Origin of the sequence: Hymenobacter siberiensis (genome assembly GCF_018967865.2) — a bacterium.
Lineage (GTDB): Bacteria > Bacteroidota > Bacteroidia > Cytophagales > Hymenobacteraceae > Hymenobacter > Hymenobacter siberiensis.
In genome coordinates this window covers 584,899-606,102 of record NZ_JAHLZY020000001.1, presented here as the reverse complement: position 1 = coordinate 606,102, position 21,204 = coordinate 584,899, and the positions used below count along the sequence as shown (strand labels likewise).

Genomic DNA, 21,204 nt, shown 5'->3' with positions numbered 1-21,204 from the left:
AACCCTACTCCGCGTTGCGCGGGTAGTCGTAGAAATAAAACTCGGCGTTCACCTTGCTCACTTCGGCCCAGTGCTCGCAGGCGAAGCGCAGGCAGACCACGGCGGCGGTGGGCATTTCGTTGAGGCTGGAGGGCGAAAGCTCGTTGGCCGTTTCGGTGATGGTGGGGTTGTGGCCCACCACCAGGGCCGAGGCAGCCGAATCGGGCAAGTCTTTGATAATGGCGAGGAAATCGTCTACGTCGGCCCCGTAAATGCCGGGCTCGACCTTGATTTTATCGTGCGGGTACTGCATTTCGCGGGCCACCAGCACGGCGGTGTTCATGGCGCGCACGGCCGGCGAGCTCACCACGATATCGGGGCAAATGCGGCGCTTGGCCAGGGCCTGACCCATGAGGGGGGCATCGTCGCGGCCCCGGTCGTTGAGGGGGCGCTCCTGGTCGCTGAGCTCATCGAAGCTCCAGCTGGATTTGGCGTGGCGAAGGAGATAGAGGGTTTTCATGGGGACGAAGCTAACGGGCTTTTGCTTACCGGGGAGGTTAGGAAAAGGTTATGGACGGTCTGGGTTCGGCGGAGCTGTGCCGCTGCACCTTCCCTGCCCGCGAAGCCCGAAGTACATGAGGGCCATTGCTCCGCCAGCGGCCGACGTGGCGGCCGGGACGGGAGAACAGGGCTGGCCTTTTCCCTCAAAAGCGCGTCATTATCGATTCAAGCGCCAAGCGTATCTTCCAGCCATGAATCCTACCGCTCCCGACTACCACCAGCTGCTCACTGCCGTGAAACAGCGCGTTCGCGAAGCCCAGTACCAAGCCTTGCGGCAAGTCAATCAACAGCAAATCCAGCTCTAATAGGACCTGGGCCAACTCATTGCCGAGCGCCAGCAACAGCACGGCTGGGGCAAAGGCGTAGTCGAGAACCTGGCGCACGACCTGCAAATGGAGTTTGTGGGCATGAGCGGGTTTTCGTCCCGCAACCTATGGTACATGCGTGATTTTTACCTGGAATACATTGGAGTTGTTTAGAAAGTCACAAAAGGTCCCCGAACGGTCATGCAGCGCTGCGCGCTGCATGACCGTTCGGGGACTTTCTAAACAGCTTCGAAGTCTTGTTCGACGTGGTATGAGTTCCGGGCCATGCTTTTCAAGGTGCACGGAGTTACCTACCAAGGTGAGCTTTTTGTTCGCTAGGCAAGGTGTAAATGTGGTCATTGAGAACGACAAGGCGGCGGTGCTGGCCTATTAATGGTGGCACGCGAGATGCTTCGACTCCGCTCAGCATGACGGTCATATCAACATGATGTTCTTTCTTTATTGACAGAGGCTACAACACAAAAGAGCCCCGACCAACCGGCCGGGGCTCTTTTATTTTCAGTAGCGCAGAAAGGCTATTCTTTCACGAAGCGCTGGTGCGAGGTTTTGCTGCCGTCGCTCACGCTCAGCGTGTAGATGCCGGCGCGTAGCGAAGCCACGTTCAGCTGGCCATCCACGAAGGACAGGCCCTGGATTTCGCTGCCGCGCACGTCGTACACGCGCACCGAGAAGGCCTGCTCGGGGTCCATGCTCAGCGGGCGGGCAATGCTCAGCACGCTACTGGCTGGGTTGGGGTACAGCGTGTACTGGTCGGCCAGGCCGGTGGTGCCGCTGGTGCGGGCCGTGGTGGCATCGAGGCGGGCCCCACCGGTTACGGTGATGGTGTAGTCCTCGGTTTCGCCGTAACTGTAGCTGCCGCAGCTGGTGGTGGCGCTGGCATCGCTCAGCACTACGCGCATGCGGGTGTTGCCGCTTTTGGCCGTGGTGGGCACCGTGAAGGAGCCCGTGCGGGTGGTAGCAGCCGTGCTGGCGGCGGCCGATACGACCAGCTCACCGGCATCGGTGAACACGCCGTTCTGGTTGTAGTCGATGTACACGTTCACGTACTCCGAGTAGGCCGTGCCCACAAAGCCGGCCGAGAAGCTGATGGTTTGGGCCGAGCCGGCGGCTACGCTGGTGCTCAGTGCGGTGCCGTCGTAATAGCCGCCATCGGCGCCCGAGGTGCGGGCAATGGTGCCCAGCTTCACGTAGTCGATATACTCATAGGCTACGCTGGCACCCTTGCTGGTGCAGTAGGTAACGGTGGGGGGAGGCGTGGTGCCGCCGCCGCCGCTCGGGGCTACGCCGCCCTGCGAGGTGAGCAGGCCCACGCGGGCCCCGCCGGTGCCAAACAGCGCGTTCATGCGCGAGCTCTGGCCGGTCGAGAACATGAACATGGCGTTGTCGTCCACGTAGTCCATGTAGTTCATGAACATGTCGCCGTTGGGACCGTTCGAGCACGATACGTGCGGGAACACGGGCTTACCGTAGTTCTCAGCGCCCTGGTTAGGGGTGTCGGCCACGTTATCAGTGCCGGTGCAGGCGCCGTTGTCATCGCCCCAGATGTGATTCAGGTTCAGCCAGTGGCCCACTTCGTGGCTGGCGGTGCGGCCCAGGTTGTAGGGCGCGGCCACGGTGCCGGTGCGGCCGATGTACACGGGCGAAATCACGACGCCGTCGGTAGCCGCCGCGCCGCCGGGAAACTGCGCATAGCCCAGAATGCCACCGCCAATGGTGCCCACCCACAGGTTGAGGTACTGGCTGGCGTTCCAGGCGTCGAGGCCGCCGGTGCTGGCTTTCTTGATTTTATCGGCAGTGCCCCAGCTGGTGGTGGTGCTGCTTTTGCGCTCGATGCCCGTGGTGGCGAGGCCACTGGGGTTGCGCTTGGCCAGCACAAACTGGATGCCCACGTCGGCCACCTGGCCGGCGAAGGCGCTGGGGGTTTTGGTGTAGTCGGGGTTCAGCTTGTGGTAGTCCTCGTTCAGCACGTCAATCTGCGACTGAATCTGGGCATCAGAAATGTTCTCGCCCGTTGTGCTGTACAGCACGTGCACCACCACCGGAATGGTGAGCGTGACGGCGGAAGTGGCATTGGTGGCCGGGTTGTTTTTGGCAAATTGCACGGCCTGGCTGTTGATGACGGCCATGCGCTGAGCCAGGCCGGGGTCGGCGGCGAGCTGGGCGGCCAGCACTTCTACCGAAGCACAGGTACGGTGGGGAGCGGGTGCCTGGGCACTGGCCGAATTAGTGGTGAGCGCAAGACCCAAAAGACTCAGCGCAGCGGCGTAAACATTTACTTTCATTCAAACAGGAATTTGGTGGCAAAAATGGTTTATGGACTGGCAAGCTATTGAAAATATGGCAATATTATTAATAAAATTCCGGAATTGGTTGCGTTTTTCTCAATCTATTATCTTATTCCATTATTTACCCGCTAATCAACCGGGAAAACTCACCGGGTTTTCATTTTAGACTCAGTAAAAAAATTATGGTAAAACAAAAGAGCCGCCCAAGTGGACGGCTCTCAGAGGGATAAGTCATTATTAGTCGGCCATAAACCCTGCACTAACAATACATTAGAACAGGAAGTCGAACCCGACGAACACCAGCTTCTCCTCGCCTACCGAGTAGGTGGCATTGATGATGGCTGCCTTGAGGATATCGACGTAGATGCCGCCGCCGAAACCGCTGTGGAAGGCATTTAGGCCGGTATAAGTGCCGGTGTCGTTGTCGGAATATACGCGGCCGATATCGGCCAGGCCCATCACGCCAAACTTGCCGGGGAAGAGGTAGGCATTGAAGGAAAACAGCTCCAGGCGCGGCTCAAAGTTGGCATACACAGCCGTGCGGCCCGCGAAGCGGGTGCGGCGGTAGCCCCGCAGGTTGGTGGTGCCGCCCAAGGTGTTGGCCTGGTAAAAGCGGTAGTCGCCGAAGTTGTGCTGGTAGCCAATGCGGCCAGCGTAGGTGAGGTGGAAGGGGAAGTTGGGCGTGAGGTAGGCCCGTACCTCGGTGCTGAAGCGCCCAAAGCTCAGGCTTTCGCTGTTGAGCTGCCAGTTATACTGGTACTCGTTGTACCAGCGCAGGCCGATGCGGGGGTTTTTGGCCGAGGAGCTGGCGTCGAGGTTCAGGTACATCAGGCCGCCGAGGTACTGGTTGGTCTGGAAATCGGAGGCGCGCACGCCGAAGCGGCGGTTTTCGTAGGTGGTCACCCCGCTCTTGTTGGTCAGGCTGTCTTTGATAACCGAGCCGATGGGGTCTTGCTCGATGCGGAACTGGTCGTACTGCGGCCCGATGCCGAACTTAAGGAAGTTGAACAGCTTGCGCTCGAAGGTGGGCGCAATGGTGAGCCGGTTGAAGCGCACGCGGTAGGCGCTGTTCACGCTGCGGTTGGTAACCACGCCCCGGTTCTCATCCTTGGTAGCCAGGTTCACCGTGTTGTTGCCAATGCCGAAGAAGTTGTACAGCAGCTGCGGGCCGTAGTACTGGGCGGCAATGTGCAGGTCGGTATTCTTGAAAATACGGGTAAACTGGCCCATGTAGCGGATGTTGTAAGCCGCGCGAGCCGGCGCGAAGTTGGCCGTGATGCTCTGCTCCCACGAATACGGCTCGCGGCGGAAGCCGTAGTGCCGGTAGGTCACGCCGCCGCCCAGCAGCACGCCATCGTCAATGTTGTAGCCGAAGTACAGGGCCGGGCCCACGTAGTCGAGACGGTAATCCTTCAGGTCAAAGCGGTGCGGGTAGTCGTAGCGGCTCACCTCGTAGCCGGGCTCCAGGCGCTGGCGGGCTTCGGAGCTGGTGTTGATAACGTTGCCGGAATCGGCGTCGTAAATCTGGGTTTTGTGGAGCAGGCCGCCCACGTGGTCGCGGGTGGTGATGGAGTCGCGGCCCGTACCGGCGATGATGCGCAGCTTCACGCCGCGCTTCACGTCGCCCTTCACGTCGTACACGTCTTTGCCGGCAATGCCGTAGAGGCGTACCTCGTCGGTCACGGCATCGTCGAAGGTGCGGTCGTAGAGGATTTTGGTCAGCTTGCCATCCTTGTTAATCTTCTGCATCACCACGCGGGTTTTGCGGTCGGCAAGGCGCTCCACGGTAAACTTCTCGTTCTTTTTGGAGCCGCGCACTTCCACTATTTCGGCCAATAAGTCGGCGTACTTACCGGCCACGTCGGGCAGCAGGTCGCGGCGGCTTTTCAGCTTGGCGATGATTTCCTTGCCGTGCAGGTCGTAAATTTCCTTGGGCCATTTATCGCGGAAGGCCTTCTCGATTACCTCATCGGTGAGGTGGGCTTTCATGTAATCGGCCTCCTTTATCCAGTCCTGGCGGGTCACGGCGCTCATAAACACCCGGTCGTTGCTCATACCGGTCTGGTTCAGGCCCTTATAGTCGGCGTAGTCATACCCGAAGTTCTGGAAGTTGCGGATGGCAAACCTGCGCGAAATGATATAGGGCAGCACGCCATCGCCCTTAAAGAAGGCAATGTCGCGGTCTTCGGGCACGGCCGTGAAGGTGCGGTCGCCGCCCTTATCCTTCGTTTCGCTCCAGCGCCACTGGTCCTCGTGCCGGTCCCAGTCGCCAATCCACATATCGAAGAGGCGCGAGCGGGCGAAGGCTTTCTGGTTCACCTGGTTGTCGTTGTCGTCGAGCAGGCGGGTCAGCATCTTCTCGGTGCCCACCAGGTTTTTGGCGAAGCCCAGGCTGGCCACATTGTCCTGGCTGTCCTTGGCGTCTTCTTCCAAGGCGGCGGGCAGGTTGGCAAACTGCGCGTAGTACTGCCCCAGCAAGGGGTCCTGCGGAATGTAGACCGGCACCGGGTTGGTGTGCAGAATGCCGGCTGCCGTGCCCAGCGGCGGCAGCACAAACGACGCATACGGGTGCTGGGCCGAAATCTGGTCCTGCAGCACGGCCTTGGCCAGGCCGGTGCGCAGCTGCTCGGGCAGCACGGCGGCGGGGTCTTTGTCGATGCCGCGCAGGGTGAAGTTGTAGCCCACCTCGTTGCGCACTTTCAACGAGGCGGTTTGCTTGCCGCCGCCGGTTTTGTAGGGCATCAGGCCGTCTTTATCGTTGGCCAGGTCCAGGGTGCGGAATTTCACGGGCGTGGCCCACTCCTTGCGGTAATGCTCGCCCAGCAGCCAGTTGTGAAAACCGCCGTGGCGGTCGTAGTTCGCGTTGATGGCCACCGTCACGGAGCTGTCGCGGTAGTCGGGGCGCGTGGTCGGAATCGGGGCCTTGGCGATGGCGGCTTCGGCCTTTTGCTGCTTCTTTTTCTTGTCCTTTTTCTTTTCCTCAATGGCCGCTTCCGTCTGGGGCAGCTTCTGGCCGCCGGCCTGGCCATTGGTGGTGGTCAGCACCGTTTCGGAAAGGGGCTCGGCGGGCGTGGTGGCAATGGTGCCCGTGGTTTTGGCATACATCGGCGTGCGGAACACGCGGCGGGCCGTCTGGCCATTACCCTGCGGAATGAAGTACTCGCTCCACACCTGGCCGTCGTCGTAGTAGTTCACCACGGCAAAGCCCTTCTCCTTATCCGAGAAAATGGCCCCGCCGCCGTCACCGGGCTTCACGTGCTGGGTTTTGCAGCCCGAGCCGCTGGTGATGAAGTGCGTGCTGCCCTCCGTGTAGTATTGCAGATTGTGCTCGTGCCCGGCGGCGTACACCACGTTGGGGTATTTGGCAAAAATATCGAGCAGCCCCTTACGGTAGGCCTGGTACATGGGGTGCGGAATGTCCTGGCTGATGCCGCCGTACTTGCGCGCAAACGGGTAAATCGAGCCAATGACGGGCAGCGGAATGAAAGCGTATTTGAACACAATGCTCAGGGGGAAAATATGGTCGGCCAGCGTGAAGTAACCGCCATGAATGCCGTCGCTGAACAGCGGATGGTGGGCAAACACCATAATGTGCTTGTCCTTATTGCGGGCAATAATCTCCTCCAGCGCCGCAAATACGTCATCGTTGTTATCGGCCCCGCAGGCCCCGTTCAGGCCGAAAGGCCGGTTGGTGGGCGGCGTCAGAAACCACTGCGAGTTCAGGGCGATGAGCACCAGGTCGTCCTGCACGCGCACCTCAAACGGGCCGGGGCAGCCGTCGCGGGGCAGGAAAAAGTCGCCGGTGTAGGAGAAGGCCGTCGAGTCCTTGCGCATGTACTGCTCCACAAAGGCCTGCTCGCGGTTGACCTGTTCCAGGCCGCCGGCCGTGCCCTGAATCCAGTCGTGGTTGCCGGGCGTCATGTACTTCTCGCCGGGGTAGCCCCGGAAAATATCGAGCTGGGCGGTGAGGCGCTCCTCGGCATTTTTACGGTCGTAGGCCCCTTCCTCAGGCATGCCGTAGTTGTACACGTTGTCGCCCAGGAAGATGGTGGTGCTGTTTTTACCGGCCTTCATTATCTCCTGACGCAGGAAATTCAGGCTCGGCTCGCCGCCCTTGGCCACCGGAATGGGATTACCCACGTCGCCAATCAAGAAGACGCGGTAGCGGATGCGGGTCGAGTCCGGAGGCGTATTGCGCGCCCAGTTCACGCCGGCCTTGCGGTAGTTGGGGCGGCTGGTGTGCGGGTTCTGGTCCGACTCGCCGGGCTCGGGAAGCTCCCGCTGGGTTCCGCGGGACTCTTTGGGCGCTTTGGGGGTTTTGAGAGCAGCTTGCTGAGCCGTGGCAACCAGCGGCAGGCAGCAAGCAAGCAGAAAAGTGAACCGGCGAAATAAGTACATGAAATAAAATTACGAGGCGAAGAACTGGCTACGCCGCAGGACCCGGACAAATACAAAAATACGGCGGCCGGCCGGCAAAGGTCCGGCGCCATAGCGCCCGATACGCAAAGCACGGCAGTGCGGTTTGGCCGGGGTTTTCAACTTCCGGCGGGCGCTTCGCGTTGAAAGCCGGCGGACCGGCCAAATGCGCCGCCGTAGCTTCGCGTATCATGAAAGAAATTATCCCCGAATCCGTCGAAACTTCTGCGGCGTCCGCACCGGCTGCATCGGTGGAAACCCCGGCTCCGGCCGCGCCCCCGGCGGCCCCCGCCCCCGAGGAGCCGCTTGCGGCAGAGGCCGACAAAGCCCCCAAGGCCAAAACCTCGGCCCTGACAAAAGCGGCGCAGGCCTACATCACCGACCTGTTTGCCAAAGAATTATCGCCCAAGCTCACCTACCACACCCTGGGCCACACCGAGGCCGTGGTGAAGGAGTGCCGCGCCCTGGTCCCCGCCGCCAACCTCAGCGCCGACGACACCGAGAGCCTGCTGCTGGCCGCCTGGTTTCACGACTCGGGCTACCTTGATGTGTACGACGGCCACGAGTTTCGCAGCATGGAGCGGGCCGGGGCCTGGCTGGCCAAACACGACCTGCCCAAAGCCCGCGTCGAGCTGATTCAGGGCCTGATTAAGGCCACGCACCGCGACTCGCCGCCCGAAACCGAGCTGCAAAAAATCCTGGTCGATGCCGACATGAGCAACCTGGCGCGCGACGACTACCGCTCCCGCGCCGAGCTGCTGCGCACCGAGTGGGAGCTAGTGCTCGACAAAACCTACTCCACGCCGGAGTGGACCGAGCTGCAGCTTAACTTCATGCTGGCCCACAAGTACTTCTCCCAAGCGGGCAAAGACCGGTACAAGAAGGCCCTCAAAAAGCACATCGACGACCAGCGCGACCACCTCAAGAAGAAGGAAAAAAAAACCAAGAAGAAAACCCGGGGAAAGAGCGAAACCTTTGCCGAGCCCAAGCGCGGCATCGAAACCATGTTCCGCACCATGTACTCGAACCACATGAAGCTGAGCGACATGGCCGACAAAAAGGCCAGCATGATGATTCAGCTCAACGCGGTGCTTATCTCGGTCATCATCACCTACCTGGGGGCCAAAATAGGCAAGGCCGGCAGCCTGGCCCCGCTGATGGGTAACAACCCCGTGCTGGCCATTCCGGTGAGTATTCTCCTGATAACGGCCCTGGGCTCGGTGACAACGGCCATTCTCTCGGCCCAGCCCGATGTTACAAGTTTCCACTGGCTCAAGAAAAGCCCCGAAATTGCCACCAACCGCCGCGTCAACCTGCTGTTCTTCGGGCAGTTCACCAAGCTCAACCTCGATAATTTCCAGAGCGGCATGCGCGAGATTATGCAGCAGAAAGACATGCTCTACACCAACATGGTGACGGACATTTACTACCTCGGCGAGGTGCTCACCCGCAAATACCGCCTGCTGCGCACCAGCTACACCATTTTTCTGGTGGGCATTATTCTCACGGCGCTCTCGTTCGGCATCGCGCTGCTGTATAAGTCGTAGGGCGGCGGCGTATGTTCTTATCTTTGTAGCATGGCTGCGTAGTTCAACGGATAGAATAGGCGTTTCCTAAACGCTTGATATGAGTTCGATTCTCGTCGTGGCTACTTGATTTTCAGACAGTTAAAAAATGCCGTTTTCAATTCGAAAACGGCATTTTTATTTATGCACCGGATACAAATTCCTTTTCTGCCATAGAAGTGATGAGAGCAACAGCTAAGCGCCCGTGGTCGAACTCCCAATGATGATTGGGGCAAAGCGCCACCAAATTGGTCAGTTTATTCACCCCAGCGACGAAATCGATGGGTAAAAACTCATTAATGGGCTTGATATGGCATACTTCGTAATGCACATCGTAGCCACAAACCGCACACGCTTTGGGCCGGCTTGATTTGCGGTACGCCAGGCGCGCCAGACTGCGGATTTGGGCGGCGTACTGTTGTAGGGCTTTGGTTTTGAGTTGTTGCAGCGATACCGTAGTCCAATCAACCACGCTCGGGTTACAACTATCACAAGTAGTACGCCGGGTTTGCAGTGCGGCGCCGCAATGCTTGCAGCTGCGAGCAATGGGTTTGCGGCTGGGAAATAGATGTCCGTTTACACGGTTAGCGCACGAGCGGGAGCAATACTTTGCGTTAGCAATTTTAGCACCGCAGTGCAGGCAGTTATTCATGGCTGAAATTACCGCATTAGGCCGGGCAAATTGCTGCGCCAAGGAAAAAAAAAGGACCACCGCTCCTATCTTTTATCCCCCTGATTTCAGACGCAAGCTTGAACCGTAGCAAGCAAAATACCCCCGATATACTTCTGGTTAACACCATAATATTTGCAGTGTATTGTATAAAAACAAGTCTTTGGCAGCTCCCGGCGGTCCTTGTGCTTCGTTCACTTCATCATGGCTAACTCCTACCCCCGCCGCCCCGCCGACGAGGCGCACCGGCTGCAGGCTCTGCGCCCGTATCAGCTCATTACCTCCATTCCAAACCCGCTGTTCGATGACCTGATTCGGCTCACGGCTATGCTTTTCAACGTGCCCATTGCCATTGTGGCGCTGGTGGAAGAAAGCACCGTGCAGTTTCGGCTAAACGTGGGCCTGCCCGCCGGCACCGCCCGGGAGCCCCGCGACGAGAGCCTGTGCTCGGTCGCCATTCTGCAAGGCGATACCACAGTGTTCGAAAACCTCGAAACCGCCCCCTGCGAGCTGGCCGAACCCGGCTTCGTGCAACGGATGAATCTACAGTTTTATGCCGGCAGCCCGCTGCGCACGGCCAGCGGCTTTCCGGTGGGCGTGTTGTGCGTAATTGACCGCTTGCCCCGGTACTTCGGCACCGAAGAACAGGCACTGCTGGAGCGCCTTTCCGACATTGTGATACGCCTGCTGGACCTGCGCATTCAGTTGGAAAATACCGACCTCTACGACCAGATTGAGGCCTCCGTGAACCGCCTTGACACCCTGGCTGAGCTGGCTGAGCTGGCTGAGCTGGCTGAGCTGGCTAAATGGGAAGAAAGCTCCGAAACCGATACCGCTGTAGCCTACCGTACCTCAACGCAGGAAGAAATCGGGCGCGTAGTGGATGCGCTGCACGAGCAGCTTACGGAACGGCTGCACTAGGGCGCGGTGCACGCAAGGGCCTTTCTTACCTTGCGTCTCATGAAACTCCTGCTGCTCGCCGCCGCAGCTGCCACCGCCCAAAAAGTCTTCGAAAACCACGTCCAGTACCTGCACCCCATGGTGGGCACGCAGAAGATGGGCCACACCTACCCCAGCGCTACTATGCCCTACGGCATTGTGCAGTCCTAGCCCGAAACCGCCACGCTCAGCTACGAGCTGAACGCCAAGTATACCCCGACGGCTACCAGTCCTGCGCGGGGCATCACTACGACGCCCGAAGCATCGCCGGCTTCAATCATACCCACTTTAGCGGCACGGGGCACTCCAATTTGGGTGATTTCCTGCTCATGCCCACCACCGGCCCACTCCAGCTCCCGGCCCCGCCAACCGGCCCCGGACCGGATACCGCTCCGCCTTCTCGCACCAGAACGAGGTGGCCGAGCCGGCCTACTACCGGGTGAAGTTCGACGACCACAACATCCTCGCCGAGCGCACGGCCACCACCCGCGTGGGCTTACAACAATACACGTTTCCGGGCACCGAGCCGGCCCACATCATTCTGGATATGATAGCCGGCATCTACAACTACCCCGACAAGAATGTTAGGACTTACGTAAACGCCAGCGTGGGCTGCCTCAATTCGTGTCGCATATATTCATCTAAGAACCCTTGTTTGAGTTGATACACCGTTTTTTGGGTCTGGTAGGCGGCTTGTTTGAGGCATGTCCAGGCCCGCACGGCCAGGGCGATGTGGTTGCGTTGGCTGCGGGCCAGCCGGCACTGGCAGGCCTGCACGCCGGTGAGTTGCTTGCGTTCGCGGTAAAACTGCTCAATCGTCCAACGGACGCTGCTTTCTTGTTCGGCAGCGGCCGTTTCGCGGGGCTCCACCTCGTTGGTCACGAGGTAGTCCGTCCGGTGGGTGGACACCAGTACACGGAAGAGTTTCAGTTTGCAGTCTTCGGGCATTCCCTTTACTTTCAGCATTTTGCCTTGCGCTATCTCCTCGTTCGACCAGCACAGGCAGCCCACCGGCTGGTAGGGCTCTTGGCCGCCGGAATCATCGACGAGGCGGTTACTTTTCAGCGGGCAATAAAACGTCTTGCCCGCTGCCAGCAGCCACTTGAACAGGGCCGTGGTGGCGTACCAACTGTCCATCAAGACCGTGCGGTAGGTAATGCCGCGCGGGGCCAACTGCGCGAGCATGTCGGCCACGTGCTCGAGCTTGGTCTTGCCGTCCACGTCGGGGGCGAAGAGGCGGTAATCAAGGAGCCAGAACTGGTCGGTTTCGGGGTTGACGTACACGCAGGTGACGGCCGATGCCGGCAATCACGCCGTGGGCGTTGCCGCTGTACTGGCGGCGGACCAGTTCGATGCGTCGGCTGTGGTGCTTATCGAGCACCGTGTCGTCGAACAAGACGTAGCCCCGCGCGCTGAACACCACCTGCGGGCGCACCTGCTGCCAGAGCTGACGGGGCGTGAAATGCCGGGTCTTGAGAAAATAGCGCACGTTGTCGTGCGTCAAGCCCTCCAGATGGTCGGCCAGGTACGTGCCCGTGTAATTCACCTGGCTGCTCACCAAAAATTGCCCATAAAGTTGTGCGGTCACTTTCATGGCTTTTCCTTTCAAGTTACACCTTTTGCGTAAGTCCTATGATAAAAATCAGCTTATAGCAAACCTGCAAGTAGTTGACCCTCAATTCGGCAATGTGACCGAAGGATTTAGGCCTTTTGGGTTTCGAATTGACAAAACGAAATATGGGGCTGAGGTTGTGCACATCGCAGGAGCCGTAATTCGAGACAAGCAGAGCAATGCGTTTAGTGTTGACCTCAATCTAAATGGCAAGGATGACAAAGCTTATAAGCTCGAATACGAGTTATAAGCAGACACTATTTGGCACTTGACTTTCAAAAAAGCCGCCCGCTTCCCAACCGGAAGCGGGCGGCTTTTTTGAAAGTCCTGCCGAAACTTACGTCGCGGCCGGTTTCTCCTGGCCGCCCCTGCCGCCGGAGTTGAGTAGCTGGCGGGCCTGTGGGTAGCCGGCGTAGAGCGGGCAGCGGCCGGCTGAGCAGCGTGAAGGCATGCATGTCTTTATCAGTGCTGCGCAGAAAGTTGAACGGCATCCCACCTTACAAAGCAGCCAGTATGGCAAAACCTGTGGTCCTTCCAGGGGGCAACTGTCCTATGTTACCCACATTATTTATTTGTACTAAAAGAATCTATTATTGAAGTACATTTGAGGCATTGGCAACATAATGCATTTTAAAGCAAGAATTATTATAGCAACAGGGTGTGGCGCTTAACCACGCTCCGCCATTGCTTATCTGTCCTTCCCAGCCCGTTTCCGTTCGAAAGCCAAGCGTATGAAAATACCTCATTACTCGCTTACTGCTCTTTTGCTGCTGGGGCTGCTGCTGGGCGCTGCCCCACGCGCCAGGGCCCAACGAACGCAGATAAAGGGGTTCGTTGATGCGGTGACCTACTACCAAAACGGCAAAGTGAACTTTGGCCTCGGCGAGCAGGACCTGTTCATCACCTCCGAAATCACCGAGCGCCTGTCATTTCTGGGCGAAACCGTGTTCAAATACTCGCCCGAGTCGCCCACCGATTTCAACATCAGCGTTGAGCGTATCATTCTGAAATACAACTATTTCGGCAATCACAGCGTGCTGCTGGGCAAGCACCACACGCCCCTCAACTACTGGAACGATACCTACCACCACGGCCGGGTGTTCTTCCCCACCATCGACCGGCCTTTGCTGTTTGCCCAAGGCATTATCCCGCTGCATACCACGGGCGTGAGCCTGCAGGGGCAAAATCTGGGCCGCCTCCGCTTCGGTTACGACGTGATGGTGGGTAACGGCATCGGCTCGGGCGATGTGGTGGACAACAACCCGTTCAAATCCACTACGCTGGCGGTGCACGTCAAGCCCACCGACGGGCTGCGGCTCGGGGCGTCCTTCTACCACGATGCCATCTCGAAGGGCAGCACGGCGCACAACCACTTGGGCGGGGTGATGCCCGTGGCCCTCACCCGCATCAACCAGGACATCATGACAGCCTCCATTTCCTACAACGATTCGATTTTCACGAAGAAATTTGAGCTGCTGGCCGAGAGCAGCATGGTCAGCAACCGCTCCGACAGCCTGGGCCTGCAGCGCGCCGTGGCCACCTACGTGTACGCGGGCCTGCGCCTCACCGAGAAATTCATCCCCTACATCCGGCTCGATGACATTCGGTTTGCCAACCAGGAGGTGTACTTCATGCCCAATAGAACCCAATCCTTCGTGGGTGGGCTGCGCTACGAGCTCAGCTACCTGGCCGTGCTGAAGCTGGAGTACCAACGGGCCAACAGCCCCCTGTACCCCACCACCGACAAGGTAACCTTCCAGATAGCCGTTGGCTTTTAACTCGTTATGGATATGGCCTGGCTTTATCGATTTACGTTCTGCCTGCTCCTGCTCATCGGGTGCGGCCACCCGCCCGCCCGGGCGCAGGACCAGAACCTGGTGGTTATCGGCAACAGCAAAGGGGTGCCGCCCGAGATGCACCTGGCGCAGCTGAAATCGACCCTGAAGGGCGAAAAGCTGCGCTGGCCCGACGGCAGCAAAGTGGTAATTGCCCTGATGAAAACCACCACGCCCATTGGCCAGAGCACCAGCAAAAAAATATACAACATGAGCGCCAACGAGCTGAATAAATACTGGCTGGCGCTGGTGTTTCAGGGCAGGGCCGACGCGCCCAACTTCTTCAGCTCCGAAACCGAGTTGGCCGAGTTCGTAGCCCAGACCACCGGGGCCATTGGCGTGGTGAACCAGCCCATGGCCAGCAGCAAAACCATCACCATCGACGGGAAGAAATTTTTATAACAACCGTGTTTTTCCGGCCTGCTCCGCCAGGTCCCGCCCCGCATGGCCAACCACGCCCGCACCCCCTACCTGCCGCAGCTTATCCGGCATTTGCGCCTCACGGTCAAGACCAAAATCTGGTTGGCGGTAACGAGCATTGTGCTGCTGTTTTCCTTTTTCGTGCTTTTCTACCTGCCCGCCATTCAGGAGCGCAGCCTGCTGAACAACTTCAACAAAGACGTGCAGAACCAGGCCAACACCGTGGCCCTGGGCGTGAAAATCGCCATGACCGAACAGAATTTCCAGGGCGTGCAAACCGCCATGGATTTTGTGAAGCAGGACCCGCTGCTGCAGTTCGTGAGCCTACTCCAGACCGATACGGCCTGGGACGCCCGCCACGCCCGCTACCGCCTCACGCGCACGGTGTTCAAAACCTATCCCGCCGGGGAAAAGATAAACGTGGGCGCGGCCTCCAACGACTCCACGGTGGTGAAGCGGGCGGGCTTTAGTACCCCGGTCATGAGCGGCGAAATCCTGCTGGCCCTTTCCACGCAGGAGATTGTGCAAAGCCGGCGGCAGATTCGGATTACCTCGCTGTTTTTCAGCTTCGTGGTGTTCAGCATCGGCATCGGCATTGGCTTTGTGCTGGCGAAAAACATTTCGGTGCCCGTGCTCAAGCTGCGCGATGCTGCCACCAAAGTGGGCCGGGGCGACCTCACGCAGCGCGTGCCCAGCAACTCGCGCGATGAGATTGGGGAGCTGGGCACGGCCTTCAACAAAATGGTCACCGACCTCTCCACCACCCGCCAGGCGCTGGATGCCCGCAGCAGCGAGCTGCTGGCCGAGAAAAAGAAGTCGGACGACTTGCTGGAAGGCCTGAAAAAAACGCTGGCCGACCTGCGCGAAACCCAGGAGCAATTAATCCGGCAGGAGAAGCTGGCTTCCATTGGCCAGCTCACCAAAGGGCTGGTCGACCGGCTACTCAACCCGCTGAGCTACGTGAACAACTTTGCCGAAATATCGGCCGAGCTGCTGGATGAGTGCCAGCAGCTGCTTACCCAGCCCCCCTACGCCGCCGATGCCCACGTTCAGACGGAGCTGGTGCCGCTGCTGGCCCTAGTGGCGGGCAATACCAGCAAAATCAACGACCACGGCGCGAGCCTGACCCGGATAGTGCGCAGCATGGACAAGCTGCTCCAGGCCAAATCGGCGCAGTTCGTCGAAGTCGACATCAACGCGTTTGTGGACGAGCAGCTGGCGGCGTATCGCAAGGGGCTGGATAAGGCCGACCGCACAATTCCCGTGGAGCTGGTGAAAGACGCCAACACAGAAAACGTTGCGGCCAGGATAGTGCCCGCCGAGATAAGCACGGTCCTGTTCAGCCTGCTCAACAACGCGCTGTATTCGGTGCGGGAGAAATCACGGCTAACGCCCGGTTTTCAGCCCCAACTGGTGGTCACCACCGCATTTCACGCAGCCGATGTACAAATTCGGATTCGGGATAATGGCCCGGGCATCTCCGAAGTGGAGCAGGGACAGCTGTTCTCCCCCTTTTTCACCACCAAGCCCACTTCCAAAGGCACCGGCCTGGGGCTGTTCATCAGCCAGGACATCGTAAAAAACCACAAGGGCCACATCACCGTCGAAACACAGCCGGATGTGTGCACCACCTTCACCATCAGCCTGCCCACCGTGGCGTACACCTGAGCTAACCCGCCGGGCCCAGGCAAAGCAGACGCCTGAAATCGCAAAGCGTCGTGCTGAGTTTATCGAAGAATCGCTACCGCGCAATTATTCCGACTAGAAAACTCTGCTCAATTGTTAGCATGAAACCGAAAATCATTAGTCTATAAAATATTTATAGTACTATTAATCATACTTTAAATCCAACGAACATAAATATGTAGTATGTTATCCCGTTCAATTAGTTAACGCTTTAGCCTAGCCCCCATGACTTCATCCGCTAGCCCTATTCTCGACCGCAGCAATGTTACCATTTCCAGCGCTACCGGCCCCGGCACCCAGGCCATCGTCTTTCTGCACGGCCTCGGCGGCGACCAGCACGACTGGCGCCTCATCGCCCCCGCCTTTGAAAACCATTACCAGGTTATCCTGCTCGACCTGATTGGGGCCGGCCAGTCCGACCTCAGCGCCTACCAGTCCACCACCTCCCACAGCACCCTCGACGGCCACGCCACCGACCTGCTGGGCGTACTCAGCGCCCTGGCCCTGCACGATGTCGTGTTCGTGGGTCATTCGGTGGCCGCCATGATTGGCGTAATTGCCGCCGTGCGCGAGCCCCAGCGCTTCGCCAAAATGGTATTGATTTCGCCCTCCCCGCGCTTCGTCAATGAGAAGGGCTACGCGGGCGGCTTCGAACAAAAGGATATTAACGAGCTGCTGGCTGCCATGGAGGCCGACTACAACGGCTGGGCGCACGGCTTCCCGCCCGTAATGGCGGGCCAGCAGGACTCGCCCGAGCTGGCAATGGCCCTCACCAACAGCTTCGTGCGCACCAACCCCGAAATCGCCAGGCATTTCGCCCGCGTCACCTTTTTCTCCGATACCCGCGCCGAGCTGGGCTTCCTCACCATCCCCACGCTCATCGTGCAGTCGGCGCACGACGTTATCGCGCCGCTGGCCGTGGGCCACTACATCAACGAGCAGCTGGCCGACAGCCGCATGGTGGTTATCGAAACCAACGGCCACCTCCCCCACCTCAGCGCCCCGCAGCAAACCCTTTCGGCCATGGACCACTTCCTGCACCACGAAACCATGCTGTAGGCCTCCATTCACAGCCCCGGCAATACCACTTATTCACAGCCGAATGCTGAACGCCAGCGGCTCGACCACCCAGGCCCCTACCGCACCCCGGTACACCACCCGCACGCCCGCCTCGATGGGCGTGCGCAGCCGCAGCAAGTTGAAGAGCAGCAGCAAATCGGCCCCCGCGTTGCGGTAGTTGAGGTGGGCGGCGGTGCCCCGATAGTCGTTGCCCTGGGCCACGTCGCCGAACACGGTGGCCCGCAAGCGCTGCACGTAGAGCAGGCGGCCCAGCTCCCAGTGCGTGAAAGCCAGCGGCAGGTTATAGTCGAAGCTGGCCACGGCCAACCGGTCAAAACTGGTATAGCCCTCCCCGCGCGGAATGGATACGGCGGGCGCAAACTGGTACTGCAGCTGGTCCTGCCACTGGTAGCCGGCCCGCAGCCGAATGGCGTGGTTGCGCGTCAGGCCCGGCAGGTACAGGCTGCCCTGCGCCGCCCACTGCCGGGCCTCCAGCCCCGTACCGAAGGGCGTGGTGCGCCAGGTGCTCAGAAAGGAGCCACCCCACCTGGGAGCCACGCTACGGGCGCTGCGCTTGAGCTGCGTGACGTAGCTCAGAGTGGTCTGCACGGCGTTTAGTGGCGAGTTGGGGCCGGTTTCGGAGAGCCGGGGGGCGGGCAGGTCATAGCCGTACACCTGCTCGTGCAGGAAGTAGGTGCCGAGCGAGAGCGCCTGCAAATACCTGGAATGCGTGAGGTTGAGTGGCAGCCGCAGGCCGGCCGTGAGGCGGGCGTACTGCCACTGGTCGCGGTAAGTAGCGCCCCGGTAGATGATGGCTGCATCGCGCCCGCCATAGGTCACGTCGGCATCCAGCACCGGAAAGCGGCCCTGGTAGCTAAGCGCCCCGGTAGCGCTGAAGGTGCGCTCCGTCTGGTCGTAGCCCACGCCGGCAAATACCTGCGTGGTGTTCAGCAAATCCTGGGAGCGCAGGCCCACGCTCACGGCGTTGCCGCTGGGGCTTTGCACCACGCCGTAGCTGAACAGGTTGAAGGCGTGCGCCAACGGCAAATACCGCCGCACCCCGTAGCGCGGCAGGGCCGAATCGGGGCGGGCCAGCAGGCGCGGCACAGCCTGCCCGGCGGGTTCCTGCGCCGTGAGGGCGGCCGCGTACGGCCCGGCGATATCGGCGGTGGCGGTGGGCAGGGGCACCCAGGCGGTGGTATCGAGCGGCATTTCGACCACCCGCGCCCCGGTGGCCCGGTAGTCGTGAAAGGCCAGGGTGCGGCCATCCGGCGCCACGGCCACCTGGTAGGCACCGAAGGGCCGCGAAGTCACGCGGTAGGTCTGGCCCGTGCGGGCACTCACGGCGTAAATATTATCGATGCCCGATTGGGAGGAATTATAGAGCACGAAATCGTGCCAGGGCTGCGGGTTGGCCAGGTTGAGGTTGGCCACGGGCAGCAGGTTGTGGGCGGCGCTCGTGACAGAGCCTGGCCCGGCGGGGCCCTGCCCGGAAGGTTCGAGCACAACAATGGTTTTACCGGCGCTGCTCAGGGCCACGGCCACCAAGCGGCGGCCGTCGGGGTGCCAGCGGGGCTGCTGGTAGAAGTCGTTGGCGGGGTTGGGCAGGGTCTGGATTTCGGCCCCGGTTTCCGCATCCAGAATGACCAGGGCGTGGTGGTAGGCGGCATCGGTGCGGGCGGCCACCAGCCAGCGGCCGTCGGGCGAGAGGGCGGCGGCCGTGTAGCGCTGCCCGCGCCCGATACGCGTGAGCCGGCCGGTTTTCAAATCCAGCACCTTCAGCTCCGAGGCAATGCGCTGGCCCCAGCGGGCGTGCTGCTGGTACTCGGGCCACACGGCCCGGCCGCCGTTCACCGACAGCATTTCGGGCAGGTTGAGCTGGCCCGGCGTGAATACCTTTTGCTCGGCTCCGTGCCGGCTCAGCAACACGAATTGCGGAATGTAGTCGAGGCCGGTTTTCAGGGCCAGTACCGTGCTGTCGGTCACGTACTGCGGGTATTGGTATTGGGTGAAGATTTTCCCCACCCCGGCCTGCCTCAGCTCCCGCACCGGCGTGAGGGCCGGCTGCTCCCGCTGCTGCACCCACCACAGCGAGTCGATTTCCGTCATGCTGCGCGCGTACACCTGCTCTACACGCAGGCCCGTCGTGCGCCGGATGCCGTTGGAAAATGAGAATGGATAGAACGGGAAGCGGTAGTAGTTATCCAGCACCTTGGCCCACACGTCGGGGCCGTAGTGGGTTTTCAGGTACGACGTCATGAAGTAGCCCAGTACGTACCAATCGGGCACATTATCCACCAATGAGCCGTTCACGGCCTTCTGATAAGAGTAGCGGCGACCAGCCAGCAGGTTGGCCCGCAGGCCCACGTTGAAGCTGGGGATGCGCCCACGCCCGCTGCGCGTGAGGGCCGTTTCGGTGCCCACAGCGTCGCCCTCAAAAAACCACTGCGGCACGCCTACCGCCGCAATACCCAGCGCCCCATCGCCAAAGAGCGGCCCCAGCACCCGGCCCACGCCCTGCCGGGCCTTCTCAAACTGCCCCACGTGCCGGAACTCGTGCACCGCCAGCCCATCGAGCCAGTCCACGGTGCCCAGCCCGAACCCCTGCTGCGGCGTGGTAAAAAACTCGGCGTGCCGGGGCAAAAACGTTACGAAGCCGTTGCTGACCGTGGTCTGGTTCTGCAGCACCACCGCAATGGGACGCGGGCGCACGCCCAGCGTGGCCACGCCGGGGCCGTGCAGCTGCTCCAGCCGCGCCGCCGTGTGCTGCGCGGCCGAGTCGATGCCGCCCGCGTATAGCACCCGGAAATGCGGTGTGCGCACCTCGCGCCAGCGCAGCTCGGGCGGGTTCTGGGAGAGAATGGGCAGGCTTTGGGCGTGGGCCGGGGCAATGGCAAACAGGCTCAGCAGCCCCGGTAGTAGCAAACGACGCATAGAATAACCGGACTTCGGGATACGAGGTATAAAGAACGTCATGTCGGGGGCAGCAGAAGCCGGACAAGTTCCTGATGGGCAGTAGCACCCGCTTTGACTTGTGCCGTAGCCACGCAACGCCGCACAAGCTAAATACGCTACAAACCAGCCGCCTACGCAACACACGATATAGGACACTAAACGATGAAAATCAGTAGCATGACCTCGTTGCAGGCCTCAGCCACGCCCGGTATCCGAACTAATTTAGATGCCGGGCAATAGGGCTGAAAATATGATTCATGTATCGACATCAAATGTAGCAACATTGATTATCTTTGTAATCCTAATTCACCTTTTCAATCCCCAACGCCATGTCCGATACCACCGCCACCGCCACCAAATGGGTGCTCGACCCGATGCACTCAGAAGTTCAGTTCAAAATCAAGCACCTGGTGATTTCCACCGTCACAGGCTCGTTCAGCACCTTCGCGGGCTCGATGGAGTCGGCCGGAGACGACAAGTTTGAGAATGCCCAGGTGGAGTTTTCGCTCGACGTAGAGAGCATCAGCACCAACCAGGAACAGCGCGACGCGCACCTGCGCGGCGAGGAATTTTTCGACGCGGCCAAATTTCCGCAAATCAAGTTTGTGTCGACTTCCTTCGTGAGCACCGGCGGCAACGAGTACAAGGTGACCGGCAACCTGACCGTGAAAGATGTAACCAAGCCCGTGACCCTGGAAGCCGAATACGGCGGCTCGGCCGTCGATTTCTACGGCAACCACAAGGCCGGCTTCGAGGTAACCGGCAAAATCAACCGCAAGGAATTCGGCCTCACCTGGGGTGCCGTCACCGAAGCCGGCTCCATTGTGTTGGGCGACGACGTGAAGCTGATTATCAACGTGCAGTTTGCCAAGCAGGCCTAACCGGACTCGCCGAAT

General features: G+C 60.0%; 15 protein-coding genes, 1 tRNA gene and 2 pseudogenes. 12 read left to right on the top strand and 6 right to left on the bottom strand.

The window, feature by feature from the left end:
• Nucleotides 1-4 precede the first annotated feature (4 nt).
• Complete coding sequence (locus KQ659_RS02520) at nucleotides 5-499, bottom strand: SixA phosphatase family protein (protein WP_216678937.1); 495 nt, start codon at nucleotides 497-499, stop codon at nucleotides 5-7.
• A gap of 352 nt (nucleotides 500-851) precedes the next feature.
• Here KQ659_RS02520 and KQ659_RS22005 point away from each other — a divergent pair, with 352 nt between their 5' ends.
• On the top strand, nucleotides 852-1,019 hold the full coding sequence (locus tag KQ659_RS22005; RefSeq protein ID WP_216690773.1) for a DUF1016 N-terminal domain-containing protein: 168 nt from the start codon (nucleotides 852-854) through the stop codon (nucleotides 1,017-1,019).
• 362 nt (nucleotides 1,020-1,381) lie between these two features.
• Here the strand turns inward: KQ659_RS22005 and KQ659_RS02510 are convergent, their stop codons facing one another.
• Together KQ659_RS02510 and KQ659_RS02505 are read right to left on the bottom strand one after the other, a co-directional pair.
• A complete protein-coding gene (locus KQ659_RS02510; protein WP_216690340.1) occupies nucleotides 1,382-3,148 on the bottom strand; it encodes a GEVED domain-containing protein in 1,767 nt (588 codons plus the stop codon).
• Between the two features lie 273 nt (nucleotides 3,149-3,421).
• On the bottom strand, nucleotides 3,422-7,549 hold the full coding sequence (locus tag KQ659_RS02505) for a metallophosphoesterase (protein ID WP_226915672.1): 4,128 nt from the start codon (nucleotides 7,547-7,549) through the stop codon (nucleotides 3,422-3,424).
• Nucleotides 7,550-7,758: 209 nt separating this feature from the next.
• Between KQ659_RS02505 and KQ659_RS02500 the strand changes: the two genes are divergently transcribed.
• Nucleotides 7,759-9,114: a Pycsar system effector family protein gene (locus KQ659_RS02500; protein WP_226915673.1), complete on the top strand. Its 1,356-nt coding sequence runs from the start codon at nucleotides 7,759-7,761 to the stop codon at nucleotides 9,112-9,114.
• 32 nt (nucleotides 9,115-9,146) lie between these two features.
• A tRNA-Arg gene (locus KQ659_RS02495) sits at nucleotides 9,147-9,218 on the top strand.
• A gap of 56 nt (nucleotides 9,219-9,274) precedes the next feature.
• On the opposite strand, the gene KQ659_RS02490 is transcribed toward KQ659_RS02495, so the two are convergent.
• Nucleotides 9,275-9,826, bottom strand: coding sequence for an HNH endonuclease signature motif containing protein (locus KQ659_RS02490; RefSeq protein WP_216690341.1), 552 nt, complete (start codon nucleotides 9,824-9,826; stop codon nucleotides 9,275-9,277).
• Between the two features lie 180 nt (nucleotides 9,827-10,006).
• Between KQ659_RS02490 and KQ659_RS02485 the strand changes: the two genes are divergently transcribed.
• The 3 genes and pseudogenes from KQ659_RS02485 (at nucleotide 10,007) to KQ659_RS02475 (ending at nucleotide 11,405) form a co-directional block, all read left to right on the top strand.
• Entirely contained in the window at nucleotides 10,007-10,723 is a 717-nt protein-coding gene (locus KQ659_RS02485; RefSeq protein WP_216690342.1) for a GAF domain-containing protein, read from the top strand.
• Between the two features lie 39 nt (nucleotides 10,724-10,762).
• The gene (locus KQ659_RS02480; protein WP_226915954.1) at nucleotides 10,763-10,912 is read left to right on the top strand and encodes a hypothetical protein; all 150 of its coding nucleotides are present in this window, start codon (nucleotides 10,763-10,765) and stop codon (nucleotides 10,910-10,912) included.
• Nucleotides 10,913-11,004: 92 nt separating this feature from the next.
• Nucleotides 11,005-11,405: pseudogene (locus KQ659_RS02475) on the top strand (hypothetical protein).
• Here the strand turns inward: KQ659_RS02475 and KQ659_RS02470 are convergent.
• A pseudogene (locus KQ659_RS02470) lies at nucleotides 11,333-12,335 on the bottom strand (IS701 family transposase). The pseudogenes KQ659_RS02475 and KQ659_RS02470 sit on opposite strands and share 73 nt — an antisense overlap.
• A gap of 25 nt (nucleotides 12,336-12,360) precedes the next feature.
• Here KQ659_RS02470 and KQ659_RS02460 point away from each other — a divergent pair.
• The 5 genes from KQ659_RS02460 (at nucleotide 12,361) to KQ659_RS02440 (ending at nucleotide 17,353) form a co-directional block, all read left to right on the top strand.
• Nucleotides 12,361-12,603 carry a hypothetical protein gene (locus KQ659_RS02460; RefSeq protein WP_216678944.1) on the top strand — a complete coding sequence of 81 codons (243 nt, stop codon included), beginning with the start codon at nucleotides 12,361-12,363 and terminating at the stop codon, nucleotides 12,601-12,603.
• 481 nt (nucleotides 12,604-13,084) lie between these two features.
• A complete protein-coding gene (locus KQ659_RS02455) occupies nucleotides 13,085-14,131 on the top strand; it encodes a hypothetical protein (protein WP_216678945.1) in 1,047 nt (348 codons plus the stop codon).
• Nucleotides 14,132-14,143: 12 nt separating this feature from the next.
• The gene (locus KQ659_RS02450) at nucleotides 14,144-14,590 is read left to right on the top strand and encodes a hypothetical protein (protein WP_216678946.1); all 447 of its coding nucleotides are present in this window, start codon (nucleotides 14,144-14,146) and stop codon (nucleotides 14,588-14,590) included.
• A 42-nt stretch (nucleotides 14,591-14,632) separates the two neighbouring features.
• Nucleotides 14,633-16,276 carry a sensor histidine kinase gene (locus KQ659_RS02445; RefSeq protein ID WP_216678947.1) on the top strand — a complete coding sequence of 548 codons (1,644 nt, stop codon included), beginning with the start codon at nucleotides 14,633-14,635 and terminating at the stop codon, nucleotides 16,274-16,276.
• A 243-nt stretch (nucleotides 16,277-16,519) separates the two neighbouring features.
• Nucleotides 16,520-17,353 (top strand): alpha/beta fold hydrolase, encoded by an 834-nt coding sequence (locus KQ659_RS02440; protein WP_216685421.1) that lies wholly within the window; start codon nucleotides 16,520-16,522, stop codon nucleotides 17,351-17,353.
• A gap of 33 nt (nucleotides 17,354-17,386) precedes the next feature.
• Here KQ659_RS02440 and KQ659_RS02435 read toward each other — a convergent pair whose 3' ends face one another.
• Nucleotides 17,387-20,287, bottom strand: coding sequence for a hypothetical protein (locus KQ659_RS02435; RefSeq protein ID WP_216690344.1), 2,901 nt, complete (start codon nucleotides 20,285-20,287; stop codon nucleotides 17,387-17,389).
• A gap of 350 nt (nucleotides 20,288-20,637) precedes the next feature.
• Between KQ659_RS02435 and KQ659_RS02430 the strand changes: the two genes are divergently transcribed.
• The gene (locus KQ659_RS02430) at nucleotides 20,638-21,189 is read left to right on the top strand and encodes a YceI family protein (protein ID WP_216678950.1); all 552 of its coding nucleotides are present in this window, start codon (nucleotides 20,638-20,640) and stop codon (nucleotides 21,187-21,189) included.
• Nucleotides 21,190-21,204 lie beyond the last annotated feature (15 nt).